Source organism: Streptomyces sp. NPDC046887 (assembly GCF_040644755.1).
Classification (GTDB): domain Bacteria; phylum Actinomycetota; class Actinomycetes; order Streptomycetales; family Streptomycetaceae; genus Streptomyces; species Streptomyces lichenis.
This window is the reverse complement of sequence record NZ_JBEYXH010000014.1, coordinates 100,465-126,414: the sequence shown is the minus strand read 5'-3', so window position 1 is coordinate 126,414 and position 25,950 is coordinate 100,465. Positions and strand designations below refer to the sequence as shown.

At 74.8% G+C, this 25,950-nt stretch carries 18 protein-coding genes; 9 read left to right on the top strand and 9 right to left on the bottom strand.

The features are described 5' to 3' along the window. Window positions 1-103 precede the first annotated feature (103 nt). On the top strand, window positions 104-346 hold the full coding sequence (locus ABZ945_RS16080; RefSeq protein ID WP_361269269.1) for a DUF2087 domain-containing protein: 243 nt from the start codon (window positions 104-106) through the stop codon (window positions 344-346). Between the two features lie 36 nt (window positions 347-382). On the opposite strand, the gene ABZ945_RS16075 is transcribed toward ABZ945_RS16080, so the two are convergent. After that, window positions 383-1,672: a bifunctional GNAT family N-acetyltransferase/ATP-binding protein gene (locus ABZ945_RS16075; RefSeq protein ID WP_361269160.1), complete on the bottom strand. Its 1,290-nt coding sequence runs from the start codon at window positions 1,670-1,672 to the stop codon at window positions 383-385. 492 nt (window positions 1,673-2,164) lie between these two features. Here ABZ945_RS16075 and ABZ945_RS16070 point away from each other — a divergent pair, with 492 nt between their 5' ends. Beyond that, window positions 2,165-4,309 carry an N-acetylmuramoyl-L-alanine amidase gene (locus ABZ945_RS16070; protein ID WP_361269267.1) on the top strand — a complete coding sequence of 715 codons (2,145 nt, stop codon included), beginning with the start codon at window positions 2,165-2,167 and terminating at the stop codon, window positions 4,307-4,309. 92 nt (window positions 4,310-4,401) lie between these two features. Here the strand turns inward: ABZ945_RS16070 and ABZ945_RS16065 are convergent, their stop codons facing one another. The 3 genes from ABZ945_RS16065 to ABZ945_RS16055 form a co-directional block, all read right to left on the bottom strand. After that, window positions 4,402-5,271 carry a PRC and DUF2382 domain-containing protein gene (locus tag ABZ945_RS16065; RefSeq protein WP_361269157.1) on the bottom strand — a complete coding sequence of 290 codons (870 nt, stop codon included), beginning with the start codon at window positions 5,269-5,271 and terminating at the stop codon, window positions 4,402-4,404. 224 nt (window positions 5,272-5,495) lie between these two features. After that, window positions 5,496-5,870, bottom strand: coding sequence for a CrcB family protein (locus ABZ945_RS16060; RefSeq protein ID WP_361269154.1), 375 nt, complete (start codon window positions 5,868-5,870; stop codon window positions 5,496-5,498). After that, the gene (locus ABZ945_RS16055; RefSeq protein WP_361269264.1) at window positions 5,867-6,262 is read right to left on the bottom strand and encodes a CrcB family protein; all 396 of its coding nucleotides are present in this window, start codon (window positions 6,260-6,262) and stop codon (window positions 5,867-5,869) included. Before ABZ945_RS16055 ends, ABZ945_RS16060 begins: the two co-directional genes overlap by 4 nt. 719 nt (window positions 6,263-6,981) lie before the next feature. Here ABZ945_RS16055 and ABZ945_RS16050 point away from each other — a divergent pair. From ABZ945_RS16050 to ABZ945_RS16025, 6 genes are all read left to right on the top strand, one after another. Further along, complete coding sequence (locus tag ABZ945_RS16050; protein WP_361269151.1) at window positions 6,982-7,848, top strand: ABC transporter ATP-binding protein; 867 nt, start codon at window positions 6,982-6,984, stop codon at window positions 7,846-7,848. After that, complete coding sequence (locus ABZ945_RS16045; protein ID WP_361269149.1) at window positions 7,845-8,819, top strand: iron-siderophore ABC transporter substrate-binding protein; 975 nt, start codon at window positions 7,845-7,847, stop codon at window positions 8,817-8,819. The genes ABZ945_RS16050 and ABZ945_RS16045 overlap by 4 nt, the downstream gene beginning before the upstream one ends. 4 nt (window positions 8,820-8,823) lie before the next feature. Next, a complete protein-coding gene (locus ABZ945_RS16040; RefSeq protein ID WP_361269146.1) occupies window positions 8,824-10,890 on the top strand; it encodes an iron ABC transporter permease in 2,067 nt (688 codons plus the stop codon). A 315-nt stretch (window positions 10,891-11,205) separates the two neighbouring features. Beyond that, window positions 11,206-15,360, top strand: a complete 4,155-nt coding sequence (locus ABZ945_RS16035) for a SpoIIE family protein phosphatase (RefSeq protein WP_361269261.1) — start codon at window positions 11,206-11,208, stop codon at window positions 15,358-15,360. Further along, window positions 15,360-15,680, top strand: a complete 321-nt coding sequence (locus tag ABZ945_RS16030) for an STAS domain-containing protein (RefSeq protein ID WP_361269143.1) — start codon at window positions 15,360-15,362, stop codon at window positions 15,678-15,680. The genes ABZ945_RS16035 and ABZ945_RS16030 overlap by 1 nt, the downstream gene beginning before the upstream one ends. Before the next feature lie 213 nt (window positions 15,681-15,893). After that, window positions 15,894-17,096, top strand: coding sequence for an alpha/beta hydrolase family protein (locus tag ABZ945_RS16025; RefSeq protein ID WP_361269140.1), 1,203 nt, complete (start codon window positions 15,894-15,896; stop codon window positions 17,094-17,096). 23 nt (window positions 17,097-17,119) lie between these two features. On the opposite strand, the gene ABZ945_RS16020 is transcribed toward ABZ945_RS16025, so the two are convergent. The 3 genes from ABZ945_RS16020 to ABZ945_RS16010 form a co-directional block, all read right to left on the bottom strand. Then, the gene (locus ABZ945_RS16020; RefSeq protein WP_361269137.1) at window positions 17,120-18,394 is read right to left on the bottom strand and encodes a VWA-like domain-containing protein; all 1,275 of its coding nucleotides are present in this window, start codon (window positions 18,392-18,394) and stop codon (window positions 17,120-17,122) included. Continuing rightward, window positions 18,391-19,659: a MoxR family ATPase gene (locus ABZ945_RS16015; protein ID WP_361269134.1), complete on the bottom strand. Its 1,269-nt coding sequence runs from the start codon at window positions 19,657-19,659 to the stop codon at window positions 18,391-18,393. The genes ABZ945_RS16020 and ABZ945_RS16015 overlap by 4 nt, the downstream gene beginning before the upstream one ends. 122 nt (window positions 19,660-19,781) lie before the next feature. Continuing rightward, window positions 19,782-21,278 carry a hypothetical protein gene (locus tag ABZ945_RS16010; RefSeq protein ID WP_361269132.1) on the bottom strand — a complete coding sequence of 499 codons (1,497 nt, stop codon included), beginning with the start codon at window positions 21,276-21,278 and terminating at the stop codon, window positions 19,782-19,784. Between the two features lie 190 nt (window positions 21,279-21,468). Between ABZ945_RS16010 and ABZ945_RS16005 the strand changes: the two genes are divergently transcribed. After that, window positions 21,469-22,734 carry a serine hydrolase domain-containing protein gene (locus tag ABZ945_RS16005; RefSeq protein ID WP_361269129.1) on the top strand — a complete coding sequence of 422 codons (1,266 nt, stop codon included), beginning with the start codon at window positions 21,469-21,471 and terminating at the stop codon, window positions 22,732-22,734. A 15-nt stretch (window positions 22,735-22,749) separates the two neighbouring features. Here the strand turns inward: ABZ945_RS16005 and ABZ945_RS16000 are convergent, their stop codons facing one another. Both ABZ945_RS16000 and ABZ945_RS15995 read right to left on the bottom strand, forming a co-directional pair. Further along, complete coding sequence (locus tag ABZ945_RS16000) at window positions 22,750-24,411, bottom strand: amidohydrolase (protein ID WP_361269127.1); 1,662 nt, start codon at window positions 24,409-24,411, stop codon at window positions 22,750-22,752. Window positions 24,412-24,441: 30 nt separating this feature from the next. Then, window positions 24,442-25,932, bottom strand: coding sequence for a cytosine permease (locus ABZ945_RS15995; protein ID WP_361269125.1), 1,491 nt, complete (start codon window positions 25,930-25,932; stop codon window positions 24,442-24,444). Window positions 25,933-25,950: the final 18 nt, after the last annotated feature.

Sequence of the window (25,950 nt, the reverse complement as noted above, 5' to 3'; positions counted from 1 at the left end):
CTCCCCGTCCGTCCGGCAACCCGCCGCGCCGTCCGTCCGGCAATCCGCCTCCTCGTCCGATGAGCGACCCGCCTCCTCGTCCGTGCCCGCCGCCGCGTCCGATGTGTCGGCGCTGTTCTCGCGCGGCCGGCTGACGGCGATCCCGCGGAAGGCGGCGCGGCGCGAGCAGCTGCTGGCGCATCTGGCCGGGACCCTTTTCGAGCGGGAGCGCTCGTACACCGAGCGGGAGGTGAACGAGGCGCTGCTGACGGTGCACGAGGACTGCGCCGCGCTCCGCCGCTATCTGGTGGTCTCCGGCCGGGTGGTGCGCAGCCGGGACGGCGCCGCGTACCGGCTGGCCGGCTGAGCCCCGTACCCGGCAATCGGGACGGAATCCGGTGGTTCAGAAGCGGGCGTGCGCGGTGATGTCGGCGCCGAACTGCTCGATCATCTCGGCGGTGACCGTGGGCCGGCACTGGGCGATCGCGGCCAGGTAGTCCTCGGTACTCGCGCCCGGGGCGGTGTCGCCCTCGGGGGTCTGGCCGGAGACTCCGAGGTCCCGTTCGAACGCGGCCTGGGCGGCGATCCGGGCCGCGTGCTCGATGTCGGCGGGGGTGAACAGCTCGCTCGCCGCCACCAGCACCGGGAGGTCCACATCGGGCCGGCCGGCCGCGTACCGCTGCCAGATCGCGGTGCGGGCCGCCTCGTCGGGGGTGCCGATGGGGATGAGGTAGTCGAAGCGGCCGGGGCGCAGGAACGCCGGGTCGAGCGAGCGGATGGAGTTGGTGGCGCACACCAGCAGCCGTTCGTCGCCCTCGCGGAAGCCGGGGATCAGCTTGAGCAGTTCGTTGGTGACCCCGTGCATCCCGCCGGGCTGGGCGGGTTCCCGGCGGACCGGGGCGATCTCCTCGACCTCGTCGATGAAGACCAGCACCCGTTCCAGTTCGGCGATCCGGGCGAAGGCGCTGCGCAGCGCGGCCGACAGATTGCCCTCGTCGGCGAGGCGGGAGGGCAGCAGTTCCACGAACGGCCAGCCCAGCCGGGAGGCGATGCCGCGGGCGAAGGTGGTCTTGCCGGTGCCGGGCGGGCCGAACAGGGCGATGGCGCGCGGTGGCCGGACGCCGTGGAGGGCGGCCCGCTCGGGCTGGGCGAGGGGGAGCACCACCCGCCGTTCGATGAGGTCCTTCTCCTTCTCCATACCGGCCACCCGGGCCCAGAGGCCGCCGGCGAGGAACCGGCCGCCGAGGTCGTCGAGGAGGGTGGCGGCGGGGCCGTGCAGTGGTTCGGTCTTCTCGAAGTAGGCGACGGCCGGCTGCCGGGTGTAGCCGGCGTTGAGCAGGCCCTCGCCGAGGAGTTCCTCCTCGGGCAGGACATAGGCGATCCGGCCGACCCTGGCGGCCAGCAGCCGCCGCTCCAGTTCGACGAGGAGCGCGCTGGCCAGGCCGCGTCCGCGCCAGGCCGAGGAGATGGCGATCCGCATCACCCAGGCCCGCTCCCCCGCGACGGTGGCCAGGGCGGCACCGATCGGCGCGCCCTGGTGGACGGCGACCACCGCGGGCTGGCGGTCGGTCAGCGCGCCGATGCACTCGGCGAGGGAGAACACCGACTCCTGCCCGAGTTCGGCGGTGGTGTCGATCAGATGGACGACCGGGGCGAGGTCGCCCTCGCGGTAGTCGCGGATGAGCCAGTTCACGGTTCCGCCCCTCGTTGCGCTGTCGGGTGGTGGTGAGGCTAGGCGCGGTGTGGGAGGGCGGGCCTGTGCCGGTTCGCACAACGGGGGCGGTGTGATTGCGCCGTTCGGGTGGTTGGCGGCGGGCGGCCGGGCGCGTACCCGCGTGGGGGGCGGCCCGCCGTGCCCGTGTAGGTTCTGTGAACCCCCGTGGCATCGGCAGCCCTCTGCGGCGTGCGCGCCGCCGTCGCCGGCTCGGGGGCGGGGCCATTCGACGTGTGGGAGGGGCGGGGACGCGTGAAGCGCCGTCGTACAGCAGTGGTGGCGGGGGCGGTGGTGGCCGCGGTGGCCGGCGCCGTGGTGTTCCAGGGGGTGACCGGGGACGGGGACACCGGCCCGGGCCCCACCGACGCCAAGCAGGGGCCGGTACGGGCCGAGGCGCGTACCAGCGCGCTGCGGTCGAGCACCGACGGGCGGGGCGCGGAGCTGGCCCGGCGGGACACCGAGCCGTTCAGCATGCTGGGGGTCACCTGGACGGATCCGTCCGCGCGGGTGCGCGGCACCGTGGAGGTCCGTACCCGGGAGGCCGGGTCCGGCCGCTGGTCACAGTGGCTGCGGCTGGACGGGGACAGCGGGCAGGGCGAGAGCGGGGCGTCCCGCGGCGGAACCGAGCCGGCCTGGGTCGGTCCGTCGGACGGGGTGGAGGTGCGGGTGAGGTCGGGCGCCGCGGTGTCCGGCCGGCTGCCCGCCGGGCTGCGGCTGGACATGGTGGATCCGGGCGGCGGCACGGTGACCGCGATGGAGCCGGCCGCGTTCGCCGTCGAGGAGACGGCCGGGGAGGCTGAGAGGACGGCTGAGCCCACGGCCGGTCCTTCGGAGCCGTCCGCCCCGGGGGAGTCCGCGGGCACCCCTGAGCCCGGCGGTACGGAGAGCACGGGCGCGCCGTCCCCGACCGTGGAGCCCTCGGTGAGTGAGGAGCCCTCGGTGAGCGCGGAGCCGTCCACCGGCCCGGTGGAGACCGCCTCGCCCACGCCGGGCGACAGCCCGTCCCCGTCCACCTCGCCGTCGGGTACGGTCTCGCCGTCGCCGAGCGGAAGCCCCTCGCCCACGGTGTCCCTGCCGCCGGCGCCGCCGTCCACCGCGCCGCGGCCGCCGATCACCTCGCGCGCGGACTGGGGCGCGGACGAGTCCATCAGCCCGGAGGAGCCGGGCTATCTGCCGGGCGGGCAGATCAAGGCGGTGGTGGTGCACCACACCGCCGAGTCCAACGACTACACCTGCCAGCAGGCGCCGGCGCTGGTCCGCGGCATCTACGCGTACCACGTGAAGCAGCTGGGCTGGAAGGATCTGGGCTACAACTTCCTGGTCGACAAGTGCGGCACCGTCTACGAGGGCCGCAAGGGCGGTGTCGACCGGCCGGTGCTGGGCGCGCACGCCTACGGCTTCAACACGGAGACCACCGGGATCTCGGTGCTCGGCACCTACACCGAGGCGGCGCCGTCCGACGCGGCAATGACCTCGGTGGCGCGGATCGCCGCGTGGAAGCTGGGCCAGTACGGCGTGGACCCGAACGGCACCGCCGTGCTCACCGCGGGCGACGCGGGCACCAGCTACTTCGGCAAGAGCTGGAAGAAGGGCGACCGGCTCTCCTTCCCGGTGATCCACGGGCACCGCGACGGCTACAACACCCAGTGCCCGGGGGACGCGTTCTACGGCAGGCTGGACACCGTACGGGCCTGGGCGGGCGGTCCCGTCGCGGGGCTGGCGCTCAAGGCGCCGACCGGGGCGGGTGTCTCGGGCGGCACCTACCACACCCGGTCCCGGCTCACGGTGAACTGGTCCGCCACCACCCCCGCCGCCCTGGTCTCCTCCTACGAGGTGCTGGTCGACGGCAAGGCCGCGGCCCGGACGACGGCGGCGGCGACCTCGGCGCAGGTGGCGCTCGCCCCGGGCCGGCACACGGTGGCCGTCCGGGCGGTGCACCAGTCCGGCTGCACGGCCACCAGCTCCCCGGCGACCGTGGTCGCGGACGCCACCGCGCCCGCCTTCACCGCCAAGCCGTCGCTGGCGCTGCGTACCGGCTCGGTCTCCACCACCGCCGTTCCGCTGACGCTCGGCTGGAAGGCGTCCGACGCCACCGCGCTGAAGGACGTCCGGCTGACCGCACCGGTCGCCAAGACCTATGGGCCGGGCACCACCAGCGCCGCGCACAGCGCCAGGCCCGGTGCGGCCACCACCTGGCAGCTGACCGCCGCCGACGCCGCCGGGAACACCTCGGCCGCCTCGGTGTCCGGGACGCCGGTCATCCTCCAGGAGACCTCGGCCACCCGGTCCGGGAGCTGGAGCACCAGGTCCTCCACCAGCTACCTGGGCGGGAAGTCGTCCTCCAGCTCGTCCAAGGACGCGGCGCTGAGCTGGACCTTCACCGGCCGCTCGGCGGCCTGGGTGGTCTCCCGCGCCGCCACCTCCGGCCAGGCGCACATCTATGTGGACGGCCGCAAGGAGGCCACCGTCGACCTGAAGTCGGCCGCCACCGCCTACCGGCAGGCGATCTGGGCGAAGACCTGGGCGAGCGGCGGCACGCACACGGTCAAGGTGGTCGTGGCCGGGACCCGCGGGCGTCCGGCGATCACCACGGACGGGCTGGTGTATCTGAAGTAGTCTCCGCCGGCACCGACAGGGACACGGCCCCGCGCGAGTGTGTCGCGCGGGGCCGTGCGTGGTGGTGCGGTGTGGTGCGCTACGGGGCGGGGTCAGCCGCGGGGGCCTCGGCGTCCGCCCTCGTCGCCGCGGCGGCGGCGCTCGGTGCCGTCGTCGTACTCGACCTGCTCCTTGCGGACCCGCTCGCTGACCTCCTGCTGCTCGGTGACCTTGTCGGTCTCCAGGCGGACCCGCTCGACCGGGACGGCCTCCTTACGGATCTCCGCCTGCTCGGCGTGGAGGGTGACCTCGGTCTGCTCCTCCTGGCCGATCCGGCCGCGTACGCCCTCGGAGGGGTCGATCGGCTCGCGGACGACCCGCACCTCCTCGTGGCTGATCGGCACGGTGGTGGTCACGTTCTCGGTGACGACGACCTTGCGCAGCCGGGCGTGGCCGACCTCGCGCTCGCGGGCGCCGACGTGCAGCCGCTCCTCGGAGCGGAGCATCTCGTGGCGCTCGGCGTCCGCGGGGCGCCCGGCGTCGGCCGGCATCCGGCCGCGGCCCTCACGGGCGTGGGCCGGGTCCTGGGCGCCGGCCATGCCGGCCGCGGAGCCGGCCGCCCCGGCGGTGCCGGTGCCCGCCTGGCCGCGGGCGCCCTGGTGGCCGTCCGTCAGGGAGTAGTGCCGGTACAGGTCGTGCTCCTGGTCGCTGTCGAGGTGCTCGTCGGCCTCGATCCGCGGGGCGTCCTTGACCCGGTCCTTCGGGTAGGCGACGTGCAGGTTCTCGCCGTCGCTGCGCGCCCCCTCCAGCGGGACGAAGGTCTCCTTGGTGCCGAACAGGCCGGTCTTGATGGTGACCCACTCCGGTTTGCCGCTGTGGTCGTCCAGCCAGACCTGCTCGACCTTGCCGATCTTCTCGCCCCGGGGGTCGACGGCCGTGAGGCCGCCGAGGTCGCCGCTGTTCAGGTAGCCGTTGCCCGCCATCGCTTGCACTCTCCCTTGCCGGCACGCGACGGAGCGGCCTGGACGCCCTCCGCTGGAACACGCGCCGTACCCACTCCCCCATCAACACCCCCGCCCGTCAAACCGGCACACTGGGGACTTCTCGGTCCGGGAGGGGTTGAGGGACGCCCGGTCAGCGGGAACCGGCTTACGCGCCCCGCCGGGCGCGCTAGGCCGTTCGGGTGAGGCTTGGGCCCTCGGGCCGGTCAGCCCAGGGCGGCCTGGGCGAGCGCCGAGCCGAGCCAGGCCGCGGCCAGTCCGGCGGCGGTGGACACCGCGACATTGGCGGCGGCCAGGCGCGCGGCGCCGGTCTCGGTGAGCCGCAGGGTCTCGTAGGAGAAGGTCGAGTAGGTGCTGAGCGTCGCGCACAGTCCCGGCCCGATCAGGTGCTGGAGGGCGTCCGGCACGGTGGTGGCGGTGGCGGCGCCGGTGAGCAGGCCGAGCCCGGCACAGGCGGCGAGGTTGACCGCGGCGGTGCCCCAGGGGACGGCCGTACGGTGGCGGGACTGGAGGGTGCGGTCGACGAGGAAGCGCAGCGGGGCGCCGACCAGGGCCCCGAGCACGACCATGGCCCAGTTCACGCGCGCCCCCGGAGCCGGTGGGAGCGGGGGGTGGCGGCGCGGCGGGTGAGCACGGCCGCGCCCCAGACCGCGAGCAGGGCGGCCGCGGGGGTGGCGGCCAGATAGAGGTGCCCGAGGCCGGTGTCGCCGCCGAGGAGGTGGTTCCCCTCCACGGTGTAGGTGGAGAAGGTGGTGTAGCCGCCGAGCACCCCGGTGCCGAGGAAGGGGCGGACCAGGCGGTGGGTGGTGGTCCGCACGGTGAGCAGGCCCATCAGGACGCCCATGGCGGCGCAGCCGGTGACGTTGACCGCGAAGGTGGTCCAGGGGAACGCGCCGGGCTCGGTCGGCCAGAGCAGGGTGGCGCCGTAGCGGGCGCAGGCACCGAGGGCGCCGCCCACCGCGATGGCGGTCAGGGTGGCGGCCTCCTCGCGCCGCCCGCCGGTGCGCGGGGCCGCCGACCGGAGGCCGCTGCCGGTGTCCGGGTCGACGGGGTCGCGGGGGTCGGTGAGCGCGGTGGCGCCCCCGGGGCGGGGCGGCTCCTCGGGGGGCGGGGGGCCGGCGGGGCCGGTAGAGCCGGGGGGCAGGTGGCCGTGGGGGTCGGCGGAGCCGGTGAGGGGTGCGGAGCCGGGGCGGCCGGGCGGGGTGTCGGGGATCTCGTCGGGCATGCGGTGGATTCCTACCTGATCGGGTCGGGCCGCCGCGCGCGGACGCGCGGCGATGCTCAGGCAGGGACCGTTGGCGGCGCACGACCGCGGTGGGGTCCGGCGGGCCCCACCGCCGGACGGCCCCCCTGGGGAGGCCGCCCGGCCACTGTACCGTCGGCCGACGCGAGCCCGAGCCGGGGCCGACCCCGTGCGTGGAGCCCGTACGCGGGCAGGCGAGGCAAGGTGGGCGGTGCGCGCCGGGTGGGCGAGGCGGCTACGGCGGCGGCCTCGGGAAGCCCGTACAAGAGCGGAGGCGCCGGACCGCGGGTCTCGGGGCGATCGGGCCCAGGGGCACGGGAGGCCCTGATCGGCTTGCGTCAAAGTGCCGCCAGGGACGGGGAGTTGACGGGGAAGCGGAGGGGTGGCTTCCGGTTGCCGGGGGGTGGGTGCCCGGGACTACTTAGGTTAGTCTAACCTTCACACTCGTGATGTCAGAAGCACATGCCGAGACCGCCCGCCGGCGCGGCCATGAACTGCTGGCCGAGGGCGTGACGGTGGCGTACGACGGCACCGATGTCGTCCACTCGGCCACCCTCGCGCTGCGGCCCGGCGAGGTGACCGCCCTGGTGGGGCCGAACGGCAGCGGCAAGTCCACCCTGCTGCGTACCGTGGCGCGGTTGCAGCGGGCCCGGAGCGGCACCCTGGCCATCGACCCGGGCCAGGAGGGCGCGGCCGACGGACTGGCGCTCAGTTCGCGGGAGTTCGCGCGACGGGTGGCGCTGATGACGCAGAGCCGGCCCACCCCGAGCGGGCTGCGGGTGCGCGATGTGGTGGAGTTCGGCCGCTATCCGTACCGCGGGCGCTGGGGCGGGGTCGATCCCGACGGCGCGGCCGCGGTGGAGCGGGCGCTCGGCCTGACCGGGGTGGCGGAGCTCGCCGAGCGCGGCGCCGAGCACCTGTCGGGTGGCCAGCTCCAGCGGGTCTGGCTGGCCAGCTGCCTCGCCCAGGAGACCGGGGTACTGCTGCTGGACGAGCCCACCACCTTTCTCGACCTGCGCTACCAGGTGGAGTTGCTCGACCTGATCCGCGACCTCGCGGACGACCACTCCATCGCGGTCGGGGTCGTGCTGCACGACCTGGACCAGGCGGCGGCCGTGGCCGACCGGATCGTCCTGCTCAGCGCGGGGCGGGTGGTCGCCGACGGCGCGCCTTCCGAGGTGCTCGACCCCGAGCGCCTCACCGACGTCTACGGCATCCGCATGGACGTCGACACCGACCCGCTGACCGGCCGGCTGCGCACCCGCGCGATCGGCCGCCACCACGCCCGACCGGAAAGGTCCCGCACCACGTCATGAGACGACTCCTCGCCACCTCCGCCGCCGTGCTCACCGCGGCGCTCGCCCTCACCGCCTGCGGTACGACCGAGCCGGCCCCGGCGAAGTCCGACAAGGCCGCCGAGAAGATCACCCTCACCGACGCCAAGGGCGCCAAGGTCACCCTGGACGGCCCGGCGAAGAAGGTCGTCGGCACCGAGTGGAACGTCGTGGAGGCGCTGGCCTCGCTCGGCGTCGACCCGGTCGGCGTCTCGGATGTGAAGGGCTACCAGGCCTGGGTCTCCGCGGTGCCGCTGAAGAACCAGCCGAAGGACATCGGCACCCGCGGCGAGCCCAGCATGGACACCATCGCCGCCCTCTCCCCCGACCTGATCCTCGCCACCAGCGACCTGCCGGCGGCCGCCGTGAAGCAGCTGCGCAAGGTCGCCCCGGTGCTGGAGGTGCGCTCCGCCGACGCGGCCGACCAGGTCGGTCTGATGAAGAGCAACCTGGACCTGATCGCCAAGGCCACCGGGCGCACCGAGCAGGCCGAGGCGGTGAAGAAGGCGTACGACGCCAAGGTCGCCGAGGGGAAGAAGGCCCTGGCGGACGCCGGGCTGGCCGGTAAGGGCATCGCGTTCGCGGACGGCTACGCCGCCTCCAACCAGGTCTCCGTCCGCCCCTTCACCAGCGGCTCGCTCGTCGGCGCCGTCAACGAGGAGCTGGGGCTGAAGAACGTCTGGAAGATGAAGGGCGACAAGGACTACGGCCTGGCCACCACCGACGTCGAGGGGCTGACCGCGGTCGGCGACGTGCCGTTCGCCTACATCGGCAACGACGCCGACGGGGATGTCTTCACCAAGGAGCTGGCCGGCAACGCGGTGTGGAAGTCGCTGCCGTTCGTGAAGAACGACAAGGTGCGCAAGCTGCCTGACGGCATCTGGATGTTCGGCGGCCCGAAGTCGATGGAGGCGTACATCGACGCCCTCGTCCCCGCCCTGACGAAGAAGTAGCCGGATGACCGCCACCGCGATGACCCGCAAGGCCGCCGAGCTGAGGAAGACGCCCAGGGCCGGTGCGGTCGCGGTGGCGGCGGCGTTCGTCCTGCTGGTCGCCGTCCTCGCCGTCGTCGACATCACCCAGGGCACGGCCTCGGCCGGACCCGCCGAGGTGTGGCAGGCCCTCACCGGCCGGGCCACGGCGGACGACGCCTCGGTACTGATCGCCTCGCGGCTGCCCCGGGCGGTCGCCGGGATCCTGGTCGGCCTCGTCCTCGGCGCGGCCGGCGCCGCGCTGCAGACGGTCAGCCGCAATGTGCTGGCCGCCCCCGACACCCTGGCGGTGAACGCCGGCGCCCAGCTGGCGCTGACCGTGCTCACCGTCACCGGGGTGTCGATCCCGCTGCTGGCCTCCTCGGGGGCGGCGTTCGTGGGCGGGCTGGCCGCCGCCGCTCTGGTGCTGGGGCTGTCCGGCCTGGGCACCGGCACCGTCCGGCTGGTGCTGGCCGGCACCGCCCTCGCCCTCGGGCTGAACGCCGTCAACGACTCGCTGTTCCTGCTGTTCCCGGACAGCACCGACGGGCTCTACCACTGGGGCCAGGGCGGCATCGGGCAGAACGGCTTCGGCGGGGTGCTCCAGATGGCGCCGGTGGCCCTGGTCGGGCTGGCCGGACTGCTGCTGGTCGCCCACCGGATGGACGCCCTGGCGCTCGGCGACGACGCGGCCCGGGGTATCGGCGTGCCGGTCCGTGCCACCCGGATCACCGTGGTGGTGCTGGCCGCGCTGCTGGCCGCCTCGGCGGTGACCCTCGCCGGGCCGATCGCCTTCGTCGGACTGTGCGCGCCCGCGCTGGTCCGGCCGCTGCGCCGCCGCTTCCCGGCGTTCGCGCGGTCCCGGGCCGCTGTTCCGCTGGCCGGGCTGGCGGGCGCGGCGCTGGTGCTGGGCGCCGATGTGGCGCTGCGGGCCGTGGTGTCGCCGGAGCTGGCGGTCGCGGTGCCCACCGGGGTGGTGACCAGTGTGGTCGGCGCCGTCTTCCTGGTGGTGCTGGCCTTCCGGGCCCGGCAGTCGCCCGGGTCCACCCCGCCGGACAAGCTGCGCATCCCGGGCCGGTTCGCCTTCACGGTGTCGGTGGCGCTGATCGCCGCCGCGCTGGTGGGGGTGGTGATCGGCGGGGTGCTGCTGGGCGACGCCAAGCTGCTGCTGGGCGATGTCGTCAACTGGCTGGCCGGGCAGGCCGGGCAGGGCGTCACCTTCGTACTGGACACCCGGGTGCCGAGGGTCGCGGCCGCGCTGCTGGCCGGGGGCGCGCTGGCGCTGGCCGGCGCCCTGGTGCAGGGGGTGACCCGCAATCCGCTGGCCGAGCCGGGAGTGCTGGGCATCTCCGGGGGCGGCGCGCTGGGCGCGGTGCTGCTGGTGACGACGGTGCCCTCGGTCGGCACCTGGGAGCTGGCCGGAGGCGCGTTCGCCGGTTCGGCGGCGGCCGCCGTGCTGGTCTTCGGGCTGGCGGCGCGCAGCGGCTTCGAGCAGAACCGGCTGGTGCTGGTGGGGGTCGGGGTGGCGGCGGGCAGTCTGGCGCTGGTCTCGCTGATGATCGTGCTCACCGACCCGTTCAACGCGACCAAGGCGCTGACCTGGCTGTCGGGCTCCACCTACGGGCGGACCTTCCCCGATGTGCTCCCGGTGGCCGTGGTGCTGGTGATCGGCCTCGTGGTGGCGGTGGCGCGGCGCCGGGAGCTGGACCTCATCTCGCTGGACGACGACACGCCGCGGCTGCTGGGCCTGGCGCTGGAGCGGGGGCGGCTGGGCTTCCTGGCGCTGAGTGTGCTGCTGTCCGCCACCGCGGTCGCCGCCGCCGGCACCATCGGCTTCGTCGGGCTGGTCGCCCCGCACGCGGCCCGGGCGCTGGTGGGCCGGCACCATGTGCGGGTGGTCCCGGTGTCGGTGCTGCTCGGCGCGGTGCTGGTCGGCACGGCCGATCTGCTGGGCCGTACGGTGATCGCCCCGGCCCAGCTGGGCGCCGGTCTGATGACCGCGGTCATCGGCACCCCGTACTTCATCCATCTGCTGCTGCGCAGCCGGCGGTAGCGGCGGGGGCGGTGCGTGACGGGGCCCCTTCCGGGTAGGCCGGACAGGGGCCTCGGCCGTTCCGGTGCCGCGTAGGCGGCTGGTCGGGAGGGCGGCGCGGGGGGCTTATCCTACGGATCGCGTCATCGCGTACCGACACGCCGCCGCGGTCACCCGAGCGGTGTGCGGGTGGCAGGGTGGCGACCCGTGCGACGGCGCCGGAGCGGACCTGGGTCCTCCGGCGGGGCGCATGGACGGATGAGCGCTCCTACGCGCCGGCCCCGTACGCGTAGCCGGGGGCCGGCTTGGACGAGAGGGTGTCGAGTGACGCGTTCCATGGACGCCGGGCGGGAACCCGCGGGCGGCGCGGCCGCCGGGGTGTTCGCCGGCGACGAGGAGGTCGGCCGCGACCTGGCCGCGGTGGACTGGGGGTCCACTCCGCTGGGGCCGCCCGCCGGCTGGCCGCAGAGCCTGCAGACCGCGGTGGACATCCTGCTCTCCTCCCGCTTCCCGATGTGGATGGCCTGGGGCCCGGAGCTGACGTTCTTCTGCAACGCCGCCTATCGGCGCGACACCCTGGGTGACAAGTACCCCTGGGCGCTGGGGCGGCCGTCGTCCCAGGTGTGGGCGGAGGCCTGGGACGCGGCCGGCTCGCGGATCGAGACGGTGCTGCGGACCGGTGAGGCGACCTGGGACGAGGCGCTGCTGCTGTTCCTGGAGCGCTCCGGCTATCCGGAGGAGAGCTACCACACCTTCTCGTACAGCCCGCTGCGGGACGACTCCGGCGAGGTCGTCGGCATGCTCTGCGTGGTCAGCGAGGAGACCGAGCGGGTCGTCAGCGAGCGGCGGATGGCGACCCTGCGGGACCTCGGCTCGGATCCGAGTGTGATCCGCACCGAGCAGGAGGTGCTGGCGTTCACCGGCCGGCAGCTGGGGCGCAACCAGCGCGACCTGCCGTTCTCGCTGACGTATCTGTTCCAGGAGGACGGCTCCGCGCGGCTGGCGAACGCCACCGGGCTGGCGGCCGGGCATCCGGCCGCCCCGGCGGTGCTGCCGGCCGGGGAGCCGGGCGGGGTGTGGCCGGTGGAGGAGACGGCCCGGGGCGGGTCGGCGCTGGTGGAGCTGGCCGGCGCCCCGTTCACGGAGCTGCCCCGCGGGGACTGGGCCGAGCCGCCGGTGCGGGCGCTGGCGGTGCCGCTGCTGCGGCAGGGCGCCGCCCCGTACGGCTTCCTGGTGGCGGGGCTGAACCGCTACCGGCCGCTGGACGCCGGCTACCGCGGCTTCGTCGAGCTGACCGCCGGGCATATCGCGGCCGGTATCGCCGGTGCGCGCTCCTATGAGGCGCAGCAGCGGCGGGCGGAGGAGCTGGCGGAGCTGGACCGGGCGAAGACGGCGTTCTTCTCCAACATCAGCCATGAGTTCCGCACCCCGCTGACGCTGATCATGAGCCCGCTGCAGGAGCTGCGGGAGCGGTACGACGGCGGGGACGAGCGGGTCCGCCAGGAGCTGGACGTGGTGCACCGCAACGGGCTGCGGCTCGGCAAGCTGGTGAACACCCTGCTGGACTTCTCCCGGATCGAGGCGGGCCGGATGCAGGCCGCCTACGAGCCGGTGGACCTGGCGGCGGTGACGGCGGAGCTGGCCAGTGTGTTCCGTTCGGCGGTGGAGCGGGCCGGGCTGGAGTTCTCGGTGGACTGCCCCCCGCTGGGCCGGGAGGTGTACCTAGACCGCGGCCTGTGGGAGAAGGTGGTGCTCAACCTGCTGAGCAACGCGCTGAAGTTCACCTTCGAGGGCTCGATCCGGGTGACCGTCCGGGCGGATGGTGGCGAGGCGGTGGTGACCGTCGAGGACAGCGGGATCGGGGTGGCCGCGGACGAGATGCCGCGGCTGTTCGAGCGGTTCCACCGGATCGAGAACGCCCGCTCGCGGTCGAACGAGGGCAGCGGCATCGGGCTGGCGCTGGTGCGGGAGCTGGTGGGGCTGCACGGCGGCACCATCACCGCCGACAGTGCGGCGGGGTCCGGGACCCGGTTCACCATCCGGCTGCCGTTCGGGGCCGGGCACCTGCCCGCGGAGGCGCTGGTCGAGGGCGCGGAGGCGGGCGCGCCGTCGGTGACCGCCGATCCGTATGTTCAGGAGGCGCTGCGCTGGCTGCCGGGCGGGCCGGCCGACGACGCTCCACAGGACGTACGGCCGGACGGCACCGGCGGTACGTCCTCCGGTGCGGCGGCCGCGGCGCGGGTGCTGGTGGCCGACGACAACGCGGACATGCGCGAGTACCTGGTGCGGCTGCTGCGCGGGGCCGGGTACCGGACGCGGGCGGTGCGGGACGGGCAGGAGGCGCTGGACGCGGTCCGCAAGGACGCCCCGGACCTGGTGGTCAGCGATGTGATGATGCCCCGGCTGGACGGGCTGGCGCTGGTCGCGGCGCTGCGCTCGGATCCGCGGACGGCGGCGGTGCCGGTGCTGCTGCTGTCGGCGCGGGCCGGGCAGGAGGCGTCCATCGAGGGGCTGACCGCGGGCGCGGACGACTACCTGGTCAAGCCGTTCGCGGCGGCGGAGCTGCTGGCCCGGGTGCGGGCCAATGTGGAGCTGGCGCGGCTGCGCGGGCACCACGCGCGGTGGCGGACGGCGCTGGTGGACTCGCTCCAGGAGGCCTTCTTCGTCTGCGACGAGGAGGGGGCGGTGGTGGAGATCAACTCCGCGTTCACCGACATCCTCGGCTACGGCCCGGAGGACCTGCCGTACGCGCCGGTCCACCCCTGGTGGCCGGACGAGGAGGCCGACCCCGACGCGCACCGCCAGGTGGCCGAGGCGTTCGCCCTGCTGATGGGCAGCGAGCGGGGCAGCTACACCATCCCGGTGACGCACCGCGACGGCCACCGGGTCTGGGTGGGTGCCACCTTCGCCCAGGCCGAGGACCCGGACACCGGGCGGACCGTCACGGTCGGCACCTTCCGGGACGTGACCGCCGAGCACTACGCCATCCAGCGGGACTCCGCGCTGGCCTCGCTGACGGTGCGGCTGGCCGAGGCCGCCGACCTGCCCGAGGCGCTGGCCGGAGCACTCTCCGAGCTGAAGGGGCTGTGGCGGGCGGCGGGTGTGGTGGCCGCCGTGTTCGACAGCTCCGGAGCGCCGCCCCGGCTGACCACCACCGATCCCGCCCGGTCCTGGCAGAGCCTGACCCCGGCGCTCCGCGAGCGGCTGGAGGAGCTGCGGGAGGAGCCGGCGCTCACCCCGGTCGCCGGGCAGACCGGCGCCGGCGTCCTGCTGGAGCACCCGCAGGGGCGTCTGGCGCTCTGGCTGGACCTCGGTGAGCGGCGGCCGTTCACCGACGAGGACCGGCTGCTGCTGGCCCTGCTGGCCGGGCACCTCGCCCAGGCGCTGGCCCGGGTGCACCAGATCGAGCAGCAGCGGGAGACCGCGCTCGCCCTCCAGCGGGCCATCCTGGGCCCCGCCCGGCTGCCGGAGGGCTTCGCCGTCCGCTACGAGCCGGCCACCCGGCCGCTGGAGGTCGGCGGCGACTGGTACGACACGGTCGCCCTGCCCGACGGCCGGATCGGCATCGTGGTGGGCGACTGTGTCGGCCGCGGGCTGGAGGCGGCGACCGTGATGGGCCAGCTGCGCAGCGCCTGCCGCGCCCTGCTGATCCAGGACGCCGACCCGGCCCGCACCCTGATGGCGCTGGACCACTTCGCCGCCGGGGTGCCCGGCGCGGTGTGCTCCACCGTCTTCTGCGGGGTCCTCGACCCGGAGACCGGGCGGCTGGTGTACTCCAGCGCCGGGCACCCGCCGGGCATCCTCACCCATCCCGACGGCACCACCCAGCTGCTGGACCAGGGCCGTTCCATTCCGCTGGCGGTACGGCTCGGGCAGTCCCGCCCGTACGGCGAGTGCACGGTGCCGGCCCGCGCCACCCTGATGCTCTACACCGACGGGCTGGTGGAGCGCCGCCGCCGGTCGCTGACCGCCGGTATCAACCAGGCCAGCGAGGCGGTGCAGGAGGGCCGGGACACCGCCGTGGACACCCTCGCCACCGAGGTGATGGCCCGCCTCGCCCCGGTCGGCGGATACGACGACGATGTGGCGCTGCTGCTCTACCGCCACCCCGCGCCGCTGGAGCTGAGCTTCCCCGCTGAGTCCGGTCAGCTCGCCCCGGTCCGCCGGGCGCTGCGCGGCTGGCTGGACAAGTGCGACCTGCCCCCGCAGACCGCGCAGAACGTCCTGGTCGCCGCCGGTGAGGCCTGTGCCAACGCCATCGAGCACGGCCACCGCCACGCGCCCGGGCAGCCGGTGTGGCTGCGCGCCGAGGCCTCGGTGGGCAGTCTCCATCTGACCGTCGCCGACAGCGGCCGCTGGCGGACGCCCACCCCCGAGGCCAGCGTCCACCGGGGCCGCGGGGTGATCCTGATGCGCGCGATGATGCAGCAGGTCACCATCACACCCGGCCCCGCGGGCACCACCGTCGACATGCACACGAGGATCGCCTGATGACCACTCCGCTCACCCTCACCGCCGACCAGCGGCCCGACGGAACGGCCGTCATCAGAGCCGCCGGCGAGATCGACATGAGCAACACCGAGGCCCTGGCCAGCGCCCTGGACACCACCCCGGGCCGGCTCGTCGTCGACCTCACCGCCGTCGAGTACCTGGACAGCGCCGGCCTCAGTGTGCTGTTCGCCCACGCCGACCGGATCGAGCTGATCGCGCCGGAGCTGCTCACCCCGGTGCTGACCACCTCGGGGCTGGCCGACCTGGCCCCCGTGCACGCCGCGGGCACCGGGCCGTATGACGGCGCTTCGCGGGACTGAGCCCCGGGGGGGCCGGGGTGCCCCAGTGGTGGCCGTGCGGCGCCGGGACGACGATGAGGTGAGGTAGAGACCGCGGAGGTCCTTCGCGCGCCTTCCGGCCTGCGGTCCCGGTTCTCCGGCCTACGGTCCCGGTCGTCCCGGGCCTACGGTCCCGGTCGTCCCGGGCCTACGGTCCCGGTCGCCGAAGGTCCCGGTCGCCGAAGGGAGTCCGCCGTGCCCCAGCTCATCGACCACCCGCTCTTCCAGATGCTCGCCGAACGCGCGCTGTTCCCGGCCACCCGGGGCGGCGCGGAGCTCGGCGAGGTGGAGCGCACCCTCGCCCGGGTCGTCCCCGGGGACACCGGCAGCTGGTACGACGCGTGGTCGGCCACCGCCGCCACGGTGGAGGAGTGGGCCGACCACAGCGCGGTCACCGGCCATCCGGTCAGCGCCCGGGAGGCGTATGCCCGGGCCACCACGTACCACCGCATCGCGTTCTCCCCGCTGTTCGGAGCGCCCGTCGATCCCCGGCTGGTGGCGGCCTTCGACCGGCAGGAGCGCTGCTTCCGGCGGTTCGCCGCGTACGCCCCGCATCCGATGACCGCGGTGGAGATCCCGTACGAGGACACCAGTCTGCCCGGCTGGCTGTGCCTGCCGGACGGCTCCGGCGGCCCCTTCCCCACCCTGGTCGCGGTCGACGGCTATGACGGCAGCGTGCACGAGATGTACTGGTCGCACGCCGTCCCGGCGGTCCGCCGCGGTATGGCCTGCCTGCTGGTGGACGGCCCCGGCCAGGGGCGGGCGCTGGTGAAGCAGGGGCTTCCGATGCGGCCGGACTGGGAGAACGTGCTGCGCCCGGTGTTCGACCTCGCCGTCACCCTGCCCGAGGTCGACCCGGACCGGATCGCCGTCATGGGGTGGAGCTTCGGCGGGTACCTCGCCCCGCGCGGGGTCAGCGGTGAGCCGCGGGCGGCCGCCCTGGTCGCGGATCCCGGGCAGTGGGACCTGCTCGACGGCTTCGGCCCGATGCTGCCGATCCCGGACGAGCTCTCGGCGCGGCTGCCGGACGTGCCGCCCGAGGAGCTGGACCCGTATCTGTCCTTCTTCGCCGAGGACCCGGTGCTGCGCTGGAAGTTCGTGCAGCGGGCGCTGTGGGTGCACGGGCTGAGGTCCCTGGGCGCGTATGTCGTGGAGACCGGCCGCTACCGGGTCTCCGACCATGTCGCCGCCATCACCTGCCCCACGCTCGTCGTCACCGCCGAGGGCGACCCGACCGGGGCGGGGGCGCGGCGGCTGTACGAGGCGCTGGAGTGCCCCAAGGCCTTTGTGCGGTTCACCGCCGAGGAGGGCGCCGGCGGGCACTGCGAGACCGGGAACCGCGCCCGCTTCGACCAGCGGGTCTTCGACTGGCTGGAGGACGTGCTCAAGCAGTCCTGATACTCCTGGCACGGCCCGGAGGGTCATGGGGCGGATCCGATGACCACCACTCTGGCCCAGTCGGGCGGCGTCCGGGGGACGTAGTCGCGTTCGTCCTCGTAGCCGCGCCGGGAGGGACGGGGGAACAGGCCGACCACCGTCCGGCACGGCGGCCTCCGCTCCGGCCAGGGCGTCTGCCCGTCGGTCAGGGCCACCACCACGTCCGGCCGGGGGTTCGCCCGCAGCGCCCGGGCGAAGCCGGAGCGCAGATCGGTGCCCCCGCCGCCGATCAGCGGGATCTCCCCGGCCTGGCAGAGCGGGTGCACCCGGTGCGCGGCCGCGTCGCAGGAGACCACGCCGACCAGGTCGCGGCGGCCGCCCACGGCGCGGGCGATGGCGGTGATCTCGGTGAGCGCGCTGCCCAGTTCGTCGTCGGTCACCGAGCCGGAGGTGTCCACCACCACGGTGACCCGGGGCGGCCGGCGGCGCAGGCTCGGCAGCACCGTGCCGGGCACCCCGGCCGAGCGCCGGGACGGCCGGCCGTAACCGTAGTCGTCGCCCGCACCGGGTCCGGAGACCGCCGAGCGGAGCGCCGCGCCCAGCAACTGCCGCCAGGGGAGCACCGGTTGGAAAGCCTCCTCGGCCCAGCGCCGCCAGCCCTTCGGGGCGTCGCCCGGTCGGCCCTCGATGGCCCGCGCCACCCGGAAGCGGACCGCGTCCTGCTGCTGCTCGCTCAGGCCGTCGGCGCCCTCCGGGCCGAGGTCCCACTCCCGTTCCAGACCGTCGGCTCCGCTGCCGCAGTCCAGCCAGGCCAGGTCCTGGGTGCGGGGCCCGAGACCGAACATCGGCAGGTAGTCCTCCATCAACTGATCCTCGGGCAGGCCGAGTCGGCCAGGATGGACGGCACCCTGCGGGCGGGCCAGCCCGTCGCCGTAGATGTCGTCGTTGATCTCGAAGTCGGCGGCGATGTTCATCCGCAGCCGGTCGCCCGGGCCGGTCAGCCCGCGCTCCCGGGCGACCCGGTCGCCTCGCCCATGGTGGTCGCGGAGCAGATGGGACACCTCGTGCACCCACACCCCGGCCAGCTCCTCCACCGGGGTCCGGCGCACGAAGCGCGGCGAGACATAGCACCGCCAGTACCGGTCCACGGCCATGGTCGGCACCCGCCGGGACTCCACGGTGCGCAGGGCGAACAGCGCGGTGGCCAGATAGGGCCGGACCCGGGCCGCGTGCAGCCGGGCCGTGTAGAGCTTGCCGAGGTCCAGCGGTGGGTCCAGCGGTGGAGGAGTGTCCGGGTACGGGGTCGGGGTGGCCGTCATCGGCCGGCCCCCGCCGCGGTGGCGGCACGGGCCGCCGCGTCCGCCCGGCGGGAGAGGGCCACCACCCCGGCGAGCCGTTCGATGGCCTCCGGCACCTCCCAGTCGGCGCGGCGCAGCGCGGCGAGGGTGGTGGCGGGGACCACCACCAGGTCCGGCGGCCCGGTCTCCACCGCCCGGCCGAACAGCGCCCAGGCGGCATCCCAACGGGCCTTCTCAGGGCGGGCGTTGACTGCTGCGACCACCCCCTCCAGGGCGGCCTGGCGGAGGTCCCCGCGCTCCGGCAGCTCCGCGCCCTCCGGGTCGGCGAGCAGCGCCTCGGGGTCCGGCAGGTCCATCCGGTCCAGGCTCGCCAGCAGTTCGAGGCCGGGACCGTCGCCCACGGTGCCGCGCACCAGCAGCGAGAGCACCTCGCGGGAGGAGCCGGCGGCGGTGGCGAAGGCGATCAGCCTCAGGGCCGTCTCCCAGCTGCGCGGCGAGGGCCAGGCCCCGCCGCGCCGCGCCTCGTCCTTCGGCAGCCGGTGCACCAGGGTGGGGCGGGTGGAGAGCAGTCCGCACACCGCCCGGCGGGCATAGGCCACGGCCTCGGGCAGCCGGTTCGGGTCGAGCCGGGGCAGGGTGGCCACGGGCCAGGTGCCGCCGAGGCCGCGTACCACCACCTGGTGGTCATGGGTCCACTGGAGGTGGACGAAGCGGTTGGCGAGCGGTGGGCTGAGCTCCCAGCCGTCGGCGGCCGAGGAGCGCGGGTTGGCGGCGGCCACGATCCGCACCTCGGGCGGCAGTCGCAGCGAGCCGATCCGCCGCTCCAGTACGAGGCGGAGCAGCGCGGCCTGGACGGCGGGGGCGGCGGTGGACAGCTCGTCCAGGAAGAGCAGCCCCCGGCCGGCCCGGACCAGCCGCACCGCCCAGTCCGGGGGCGCCATCGGGACGCCCTGCTCGGCCGGGTCGTCGCCGACGATCGGCAGACCCGCGAAGTCGGAGGGCTCGTGCACGCTGGCGATCACCGTGGTCAGGGGCAGTTCCAGGGCGTCGGCGAGCTGGTGGAGGGCGGCGGTCTTGCCGATGCCCGGCTCACCCCAGAGCAGCACGGGCAGATCGGCGGCGACCGCCAGGGTGAGCGCCTCCAGCTGGTCGTCGGGGCGCGGCTCTACGGCGGTGTCCCGCAGCAGGGCGAGCAGCGCGGCCGCGGTGTCCAGTGCGGAGGTGGGGGGCTGTACGGCTGCGGTAGTCCTCTCGGTCGCGGGGGTGGGGCGGGTGGATACGGGCATGGGTGATCACCTGCGGCTTTCTGGTACGGAAGGGCTTTCTGGTACAGAAGGGCTTTCTGGTACAGAAGGGCTTTCTGGTACGGAAGGGAGGGAGGTACGGGGGTGTGACCGGGCCGGTGCGGTCAGCGGCCGGTGGAGTGGCGCGGGTGGGAGCGGTGGCCGGCGGGTCGGGGCGTACCGATCCAGGGGGCGGGCTCCGGGTGGCGGTGGGAGCGGGATGGCCGGGTGCGCCCGGGTGTGTCGCCGTTCGCGGAGGCGGAGAGCTCCTCCGGGGCGGGGCCCAGGCCGTAGCCGGTCAGGCCGGCCCGGAACAGCCCATGGGTGATCCGCCGCCGGGCAGCCGTCTCCAGTTCGTGCCGCAGCGGACCGGCCCGGAGCACCGCGGCGGGTCCGAGCAACCCTTCGACGAGTGCCAGGGCCCCGGCGAAGTCGCCGTGGTCCAGGCGGTCCCGGACGCCTTCGAGGCGGTCCGGGGAGCGGTGGGCCCGCTCGATGGCCTGGAGGCAGGGCAGCGGGGTGCCGGTCAGCGCGGCCAGCAGCTCTTCTCGCGCGATCTCGGCGGGGTCGTGGTCCAGCGGTCTCAGGACGCCGTCGACCAGGCCGACCCGGTGCCGGGCTCCCCGGCAGTCCACGACCAGGACCCGCCGTCCGGTCGGAGCCGGGTCCTCGGCGGGTTCGGCCGGTGGGCGGCCCGGGGCCAGGGCGTCCCGGACGAGCGGATGCAGCCGGTCGGGGTGGATCAGTCCGGCGCGCAGCAGCTCCAGGTCGGGCAGGGCCCAGGTCGCGGCGTCCGGCAGTACCGGCAGGGGGCGGCCGAGGCGGCCGGAGGCCGCGGTGACCCGGGCGTGCGGCACCTCTCCGGCGCCGTCCCCGTACCCGGCCCGGTCCCCGTCTCCGTACCCGGTGAGCTCCAGCACCAGCCGGCGCCGGCCGCCGAGCCGGATCGAGACCGCCCGGGTGTCACGTCGGTCGACAGTGAGCAGGATCGCCGCCTCGGCCGCCCAGCGGTCCATGGCGCAGCGCCGGTCGGCGGGTATCGGGGCCGACGGCTGGGGGGCGCCCATCGGGGCGGCTCCGGCCCGTAGGGGCAGCTCGTCGGCCCGGTCGGCGTCCCAGAGGTGCCGGTGCAGATCGAGGCGGAACCGGGGGTCGGGGCGGGGGTGCGGATGGCGGCGGGCGGCGGGCCCGGTGCGGGTGCCGTCCCAGAGCGCCAGGCTCAGCCGCTGGCCGGCGTCCGCCCAGCCGGGCGCGGTGCGGACGACCAGGTGCAGCGGGTGCGCGCCGCCGTGCCCGGTGGGCCCGTAACGCGCCAGGGTGAGGGTGAGGCCGGGGCGGAGCAGGCCCTGCGGGGCGATTCTCGGCATATGCCAGCGCAGCAGGTCGGGGGCGAGTCGGCGCAGGTCGGCGCGGACCCGGACGGCGAGCTCGCGGCCGTGGTCACGGGCGATGGCGCGCAGATCGAGGTCGAGGTCGACGGCCGCGGCGGCACAGGCGCCCGCCCAGTCCCCGGCGGTGCGCCGGGCGGTCGCGGTCTCGATCATGGACGGGGGCACGGCGAACGCGCGCACGCGCCGCCAGAGGGTCAACCGGGGATCCGTCGTCGCGGGGTGAGTGGCCATCAGCACTCACCTTGCGAGGACGGGACCCCCTTCCGGTGCGGGGAAGAAGTAGTCATCGCGGGGAGCGTAGCCCCCGGGCGCCGCGCGGCACCAAGGGTTTTGCCGAGCCGCTCGGCCATGCGGATGAGTCGGGACAAAACTAGACTTGTCGACAAGGCTTCACTTCCCGAGGTCCCGAGGGAGGCCTCCCATGGGCGGTTCGCGGGTTCGCCGACGCGGGGTGTACACGGGCGTGGCCCTGGTGGCCGCGCTGGCGCTGCCGGCCTCCACGGGTGCGGCGTACGCGGCCCAGGGCCCGCCGGGCGGGCTTCCGGTCGCCTCCGCCGTCCTGGCGGCGCAGCCCACCCCCTCCTCGGACGCCTTCGGCTCGCTGACACCCGAGGTGGCCGACCGGCTGGACGCGGCCGTCCAGCGGACCATGCGGGACGCCGGGATCCCGGGGGCGATCGTGTCGCTGTCCGCCCCGGGCAAGGGCGAGTATCTGCGGGCCTTCGGGGTCGCCGACAAGGCGACCGGCGCTCCCATGGAGACCGGCTTCCACACCCGGATCGGCAGCGAGACCAAGACCTTCACGGTGACCGCGATCCTGGAGCTGGCCGACCGGGGCGCGCTGTCGGTGGACGACCCGATCTCGAAGTATGTCGAGGGGGTCCCGAACGGCGGCAAGATCACCCTGCGGGACCTGGCGAACATGCGCAGCGGGCTGTTCAACTACACCGAGGACGACGCCTTCGGCAAGCAGTTGCTGGCCGATCCCCGGGAGCCCCTCACCCCGCAGCAGTTGCTGGACTACTCCTTCCGGCACCCGGTCAACTTCCAGCCGAACGCGCAGTTCGAGTACAGCAACACCAATCTGATCCTGCTGGGGCTGGTGGTGGAGAAGGTCGGCGGGCAGCCGCTGCACGACTTCCTGCGGGAGAACGTCACCGGACCGGCCGGGCTCCCGGACACCTTCCTGCCGACGGGGGCCGAGTTCCCGGAGCCGCACGCCCAGGGGTACACCGACCAGGGCGGCGGGACCACCGAGGAGAACGCCACGGACTGGAACCCGTCCTGGGCCTGGGCGGCCGGCGCCATGATCTCCACCGTCCGCGATCTGCGCTCCTGGGCGCGCACGGTGGCCACCGGCACCCTGCTGGAGCCGGGGACGCAGGCCCAGCGCCTCGTTCCGCGCTCCAAGTTCGACGCGAACATCGCCTATGGCATGGGCATCTTCCTCACCAACGGCTGGATCGGGCACAACGGTTCGCTGCCGGGGTACGAGTCGGTGACGATGTACCTTCCCGAGGCGCAGGCCACCATGGTGGTGGCGCTCAACACCGACGACGTGTCCGACGGGCAGGAGCCGAGCACCCTGGTCGCCTCGGCAGTGACCAAGATCGTCAGCCCCGACCATGTGTACACGGTCCCGACGACACCGGTCGCACCCTCCACCAAGCCCTCCCCCTCGTCCTGAGTCGCCTCTGTCGGCTCAGGCGGTGTGCGCCACCTCGCCGGCGACTACCACGATCTCGGCCACCGTGCCCGGGATGTCCTCGGGGGCGCAGCGGAGGATGTCCCGGGACAGTACGGTGAAGTCCGCGGCCTTGCCCACGGTCAGTGAACCCCGCTCGTGCTCCAAGAAGTTGGCGTACGCGGAGCCCATGGTGTAGCCGTGCACGGCCGTCTCCACGTCCACCGTCTCGGCGGGCCCCCACGGTTCGCCGCCGCCGAGCGGGCGGCGGGTGACGGCGGTGTAAATGCCGACCATCGGGTCCATCTCGGCCACGTTCCAGTCGCTGGAGAAGGCCAGCACCGCCCCGGCCCGGTGCAGGCTGCGCATCGGCCAGGCCTTGTGCCAGCGCTCCGGGCCGACGTTCTCGGCCCAGTCCTGGCCGGGTCCGGCGATCTCCGGGGCGCAGTGCCGCGGCTGCATACAAGCGACCACGCCCAGTTCGGCGAAGCGCGGTACGTCGGCCGGGTCCAGGCACTCCACGTGCACCACCTGGTGGCGGGAGTCCCGGGGGCCGTTGAGGGTACGGGCGTACGCGGCGGCGTCCAGCACGGTGCGGATGCCCCGGTCGCCGGTGGCGTGGACGAAGCACTGGAAGCCGCGCGCGTCCAGCTTGGCCAGCAGCTCGGCGAACTCCTCGGGCGGGTAGAAGGTCTCGCCCCGGTGGTGGCCGCAGCCCGTGTACGGCTGGAGCAGCGCGGCGGTGCGCGGCTCCACCACGTCGTCGATGTAGAGCTTCAGCGGTCCGACCCGCAGCCGGTCGCCGTCGAACCGCCGGGCGGCCGCCTCGAACTCGTCCAGCTCGGCGTCGGTGGTGCCGCGCGGGTGGAAGAGGGCGGCGACGATCCGGGAGCGCAGCCGGCCCTCGGCGCGGGCCCGCTCGAACAACTCCAGGTCGTCCAGGGAGTTCTGCGGTTCGACCACGGTGGTCAGCCCGTAGCGGATGGCGTCGTCCAGGCTGCGGGCGAGCCGCTGGTACTGCCGCTCGGGTGAGGCCCAGGGCACGCCCAGCTCGCGCAGCGCCCGGTGGCCGTCGCGGGAGAGGCCCCGTACCGCGAAGTCGGTGACGAAGCCGGTGGGTTCGCCGGTGTCCGGGTCGGTGGCGGCCCGACCGAAGGGCAGGTCGGTGCGGTCCCGGGTGACCCCGAGGCGGCGCAGCGCGGCGGTGTTGAGCCAGGCGGTGTGCACGTCGTAGCTGAGGACGATCGCCGGGGTGTCGCCGGTGGCCGGGTCGAGGTCGGCGGCGCACGGCATCCGGCCGCCGGGGATGGCCGAGTAGTCGAAGGCCTCGGCCTCGATCCATGCGGCGTCCGGGTGGGCCGAGTGCCAGGCGCGGATCCGCTCCCGGATGCCGTCGAGGGTCCCGACACCGGCGAGCTGCACACAGGCCGCGTCGGAGCCGAGCCGGACATGGTTGTGGGCGTCGATGAAGCCGGGCAGCACCAGCCGGCCGCCGGCCTCGATCACCTCGGTGCCCGGGCCGGTCCACGCGTCCGCCTCGGCGTCGGGGCCGAGCCAGACCAGCCGGCCGCCGCGGACAGCCAGTGCCTCGGCCTGGGGCAGGTCGGGGTCGACGGTGTGGATACGGGCGCCGCGCAGGACCAGGTCGGCAGGGGTGGGGGAAGCGGGGGTGCGGGGCACGGGAACGGCTCCTTGGTACGGGCTGGCGGATCAGCGGACGACGGTGCGGCGGGCGAGCGCCGTGTAGGTGAGGCCGGAGACGAGGGCGCCGAGCAGGGTGAGGTCGGCGCCGCCCAGCGGGGCGACCAGTGGCCCGGTCCACAGCTCGGAGTCGCAGGTCAGGGCGGCGAAGACCATCCCGGCCAGCAGGGCGGTGAGGCCGGGCGGGTGGACGCCGGCCCGGTACCAGTAGCGGCCCGCGCGTCCGGAGTGCAGGGCCTCGGTGTCGTACCGGCAGCGGCGCAGCAGCATGTCGGCGAGGAAGACCCCGCCCCAGGGCGCGAACACGATGATCAGCAGGGAGAGGAAGGAGAGCAGCGAGCTGGTGAAGTCCACCAGGAACAGGGCTCCCAGGGAGCCGAGCGCGGTGACCGCGGCGCTGATCACGATGGCCCTGGCGCGGGTCCAGGGGATGCCGAGGACCTGGAGGTTGAGGCTGGAGGAGTAGAGGGTCAGGATCGAGTTGGTCACCGAGCCGAGCAGCACCAGCAGCAGGAAGGCGGGCTGGAACCAGCCGGGCAGCAGCGCCTCGGTGGCGGCGACCGAGTCGGTCATGTCGGTGCGGGTGGCGGCGGCGACCCCGGCGATACCGAGGGCCGCGGAGGAGAGGAAGCCGCCGAGCGCTCCACACCAGGTCAGCGCGCGCAGTGAGGTGTCGCGGGGCAGATAGCGGGTGTAGTCGGCGGGCATCGGGACGTAGGAGAAGGGCCCGGCCAGCATGACCACGAAGGCCAGGCTCCAGCCGGCGGCGCCGGGGGCGGTGGCGGGTGCCGAGGTGGTGTCGGCGCCTGGCAGCAGCAGCACCAGCAGGACGCCGAAGCCGGCGGCCAGGACGTAGGCGAGCCAGCGTTCGGCCAGCTGGACGGTGGCGTGGCCCCACATGGCGACGGCGAAGGTCAGCACCAGGGTGGCCGCCAGGGCGACGGCCCGGGCCGGGGTCCCGTACCAGCCGGCCTCGGCGAGCAGCTCCTGGAGGGCGAGGGTGCCGACGACCGTGTTGACCACGGTGTAGCCGATGCTGACGACCCAGTTGAGGGCGCCGGCGGGGAGGTTGCCGAGGACCCCGAAGGCGGCGCGGGAGATCACCAGGGTGGCGGTGCCGGTGCGCACCCCGCTCAGTCCGGCGGCGCTGATGGCGAAGAACGCCAGTCCGCTGACCAGGACCACGGCGGTGGCCTGCCAGAAGGACAGGCCGAAGGCGACCGCGAGGGCGCCGTTGATCACATAGGTGAAGGTGAGGTTGGAGCCGAACCAGAGCCAGAAGAGGTCCCGGGCCCGGCCGTGCCGCTCCTCGTCGGGGATGGGGTCGATGCCGTGGGTCTCCACCCGGAAGACCTCGTCACCGGCGACCCCGGTGCGGAGGCCGGCGGGGGCCGCGGAACCTTGCGGGGCAGCGGGGTCTTCCGGGGTGGTGGGGGCCGTGGGGCCTTCCGGAGCGGTGGGGGGTTCCGGCTGGGACCGGCCGGCGGTCTGGGACGCCATACGGCACCTCCTTGGATC

Coding starts and splice junctions, on each gene's coding strand:
- ABZ945_RS16040 (WP_361269146.1), top strand. CDS start 8,824: ATGACCGCCACCGCGATGACCCGCAAGGCCGCCGAGCTGAGGAAGACG.
- ABZ945_RS16070 (WP_361269267.1), top strand. CDS start 2,165: ATGCTGGGGGTCACCTGGACGGATCCGTCCGCGCGGGTGCGCGGCACC.
- ABZ945_RS16045 (WP_361269149.1), top strand. CDS start 7,845: ATGAGACGACTCCTCGCCACCTCCGCCGCCGTGCTCACCGCGGCGCTC.
- ABZ945_RS16065 (WP_361269157.1), bottom strand. CDS start 5,271: ATGGCGGGCAACGGCTACCTGAACAGCGGCGACCTCGGCGGCCTCACG.
- ABZ945_RS16020 (WP_361269137.1), bottom strand. CDS start 18,394: ATGACGGCCACCCCGACCCCGTACCCGGACACTCCTCCACCGCTGGAC.
- ABZ945_RS16005 (WP_361269129.1), top strand. CDS start 21,469: ATGGGCGGTTCGCGGGTTCGCCGACGCGGGGTGTACACGGGCGTGGCC.
- ABZ945_RS16015 (WP_361269134.1), bottom strand. CDS start 19,659: ATGCCCGTATCCACCCGCCCCACCCCCGCGACCGAGAGGACTACCGCA.
- ABZ945_RS16030 (WP_361269143.1), top strand. CDS start 15,360: ATGACCACTCCGCTCACCCTCACCGCCGACCAGCGGCCCGACGGAACG.
- ABZ945_RS16010 (WP_361269132.1), bottom strand. CDS start 21,278: ATGGCCACTCACCCCGCGACGACGGATCCCCGGTTGACCCTCTGGCGG.
- ABZ945_RS16050 (WP_361269151.1), top strand. CDS start 6,982: ATGTCAGAAGCACATGCCGAGACCGCCCGCCGGCGCGGCCATGAACTG.
- ABZ945_RS16035 (WP_361269261.1), top strand. CDS start 11,206: ATGGACGCCGGGCGGGAACCCGCGGGCGGCGCGGCCGCCGGGGTGTTC.
- ABZ945_RS15995 (WP_361269125.1), bottom strand. CDS start 25,932: ATGGCGTCCCAGACCGCCGGCCGGTCCCAGCCGGAACCCCCCACCGCT.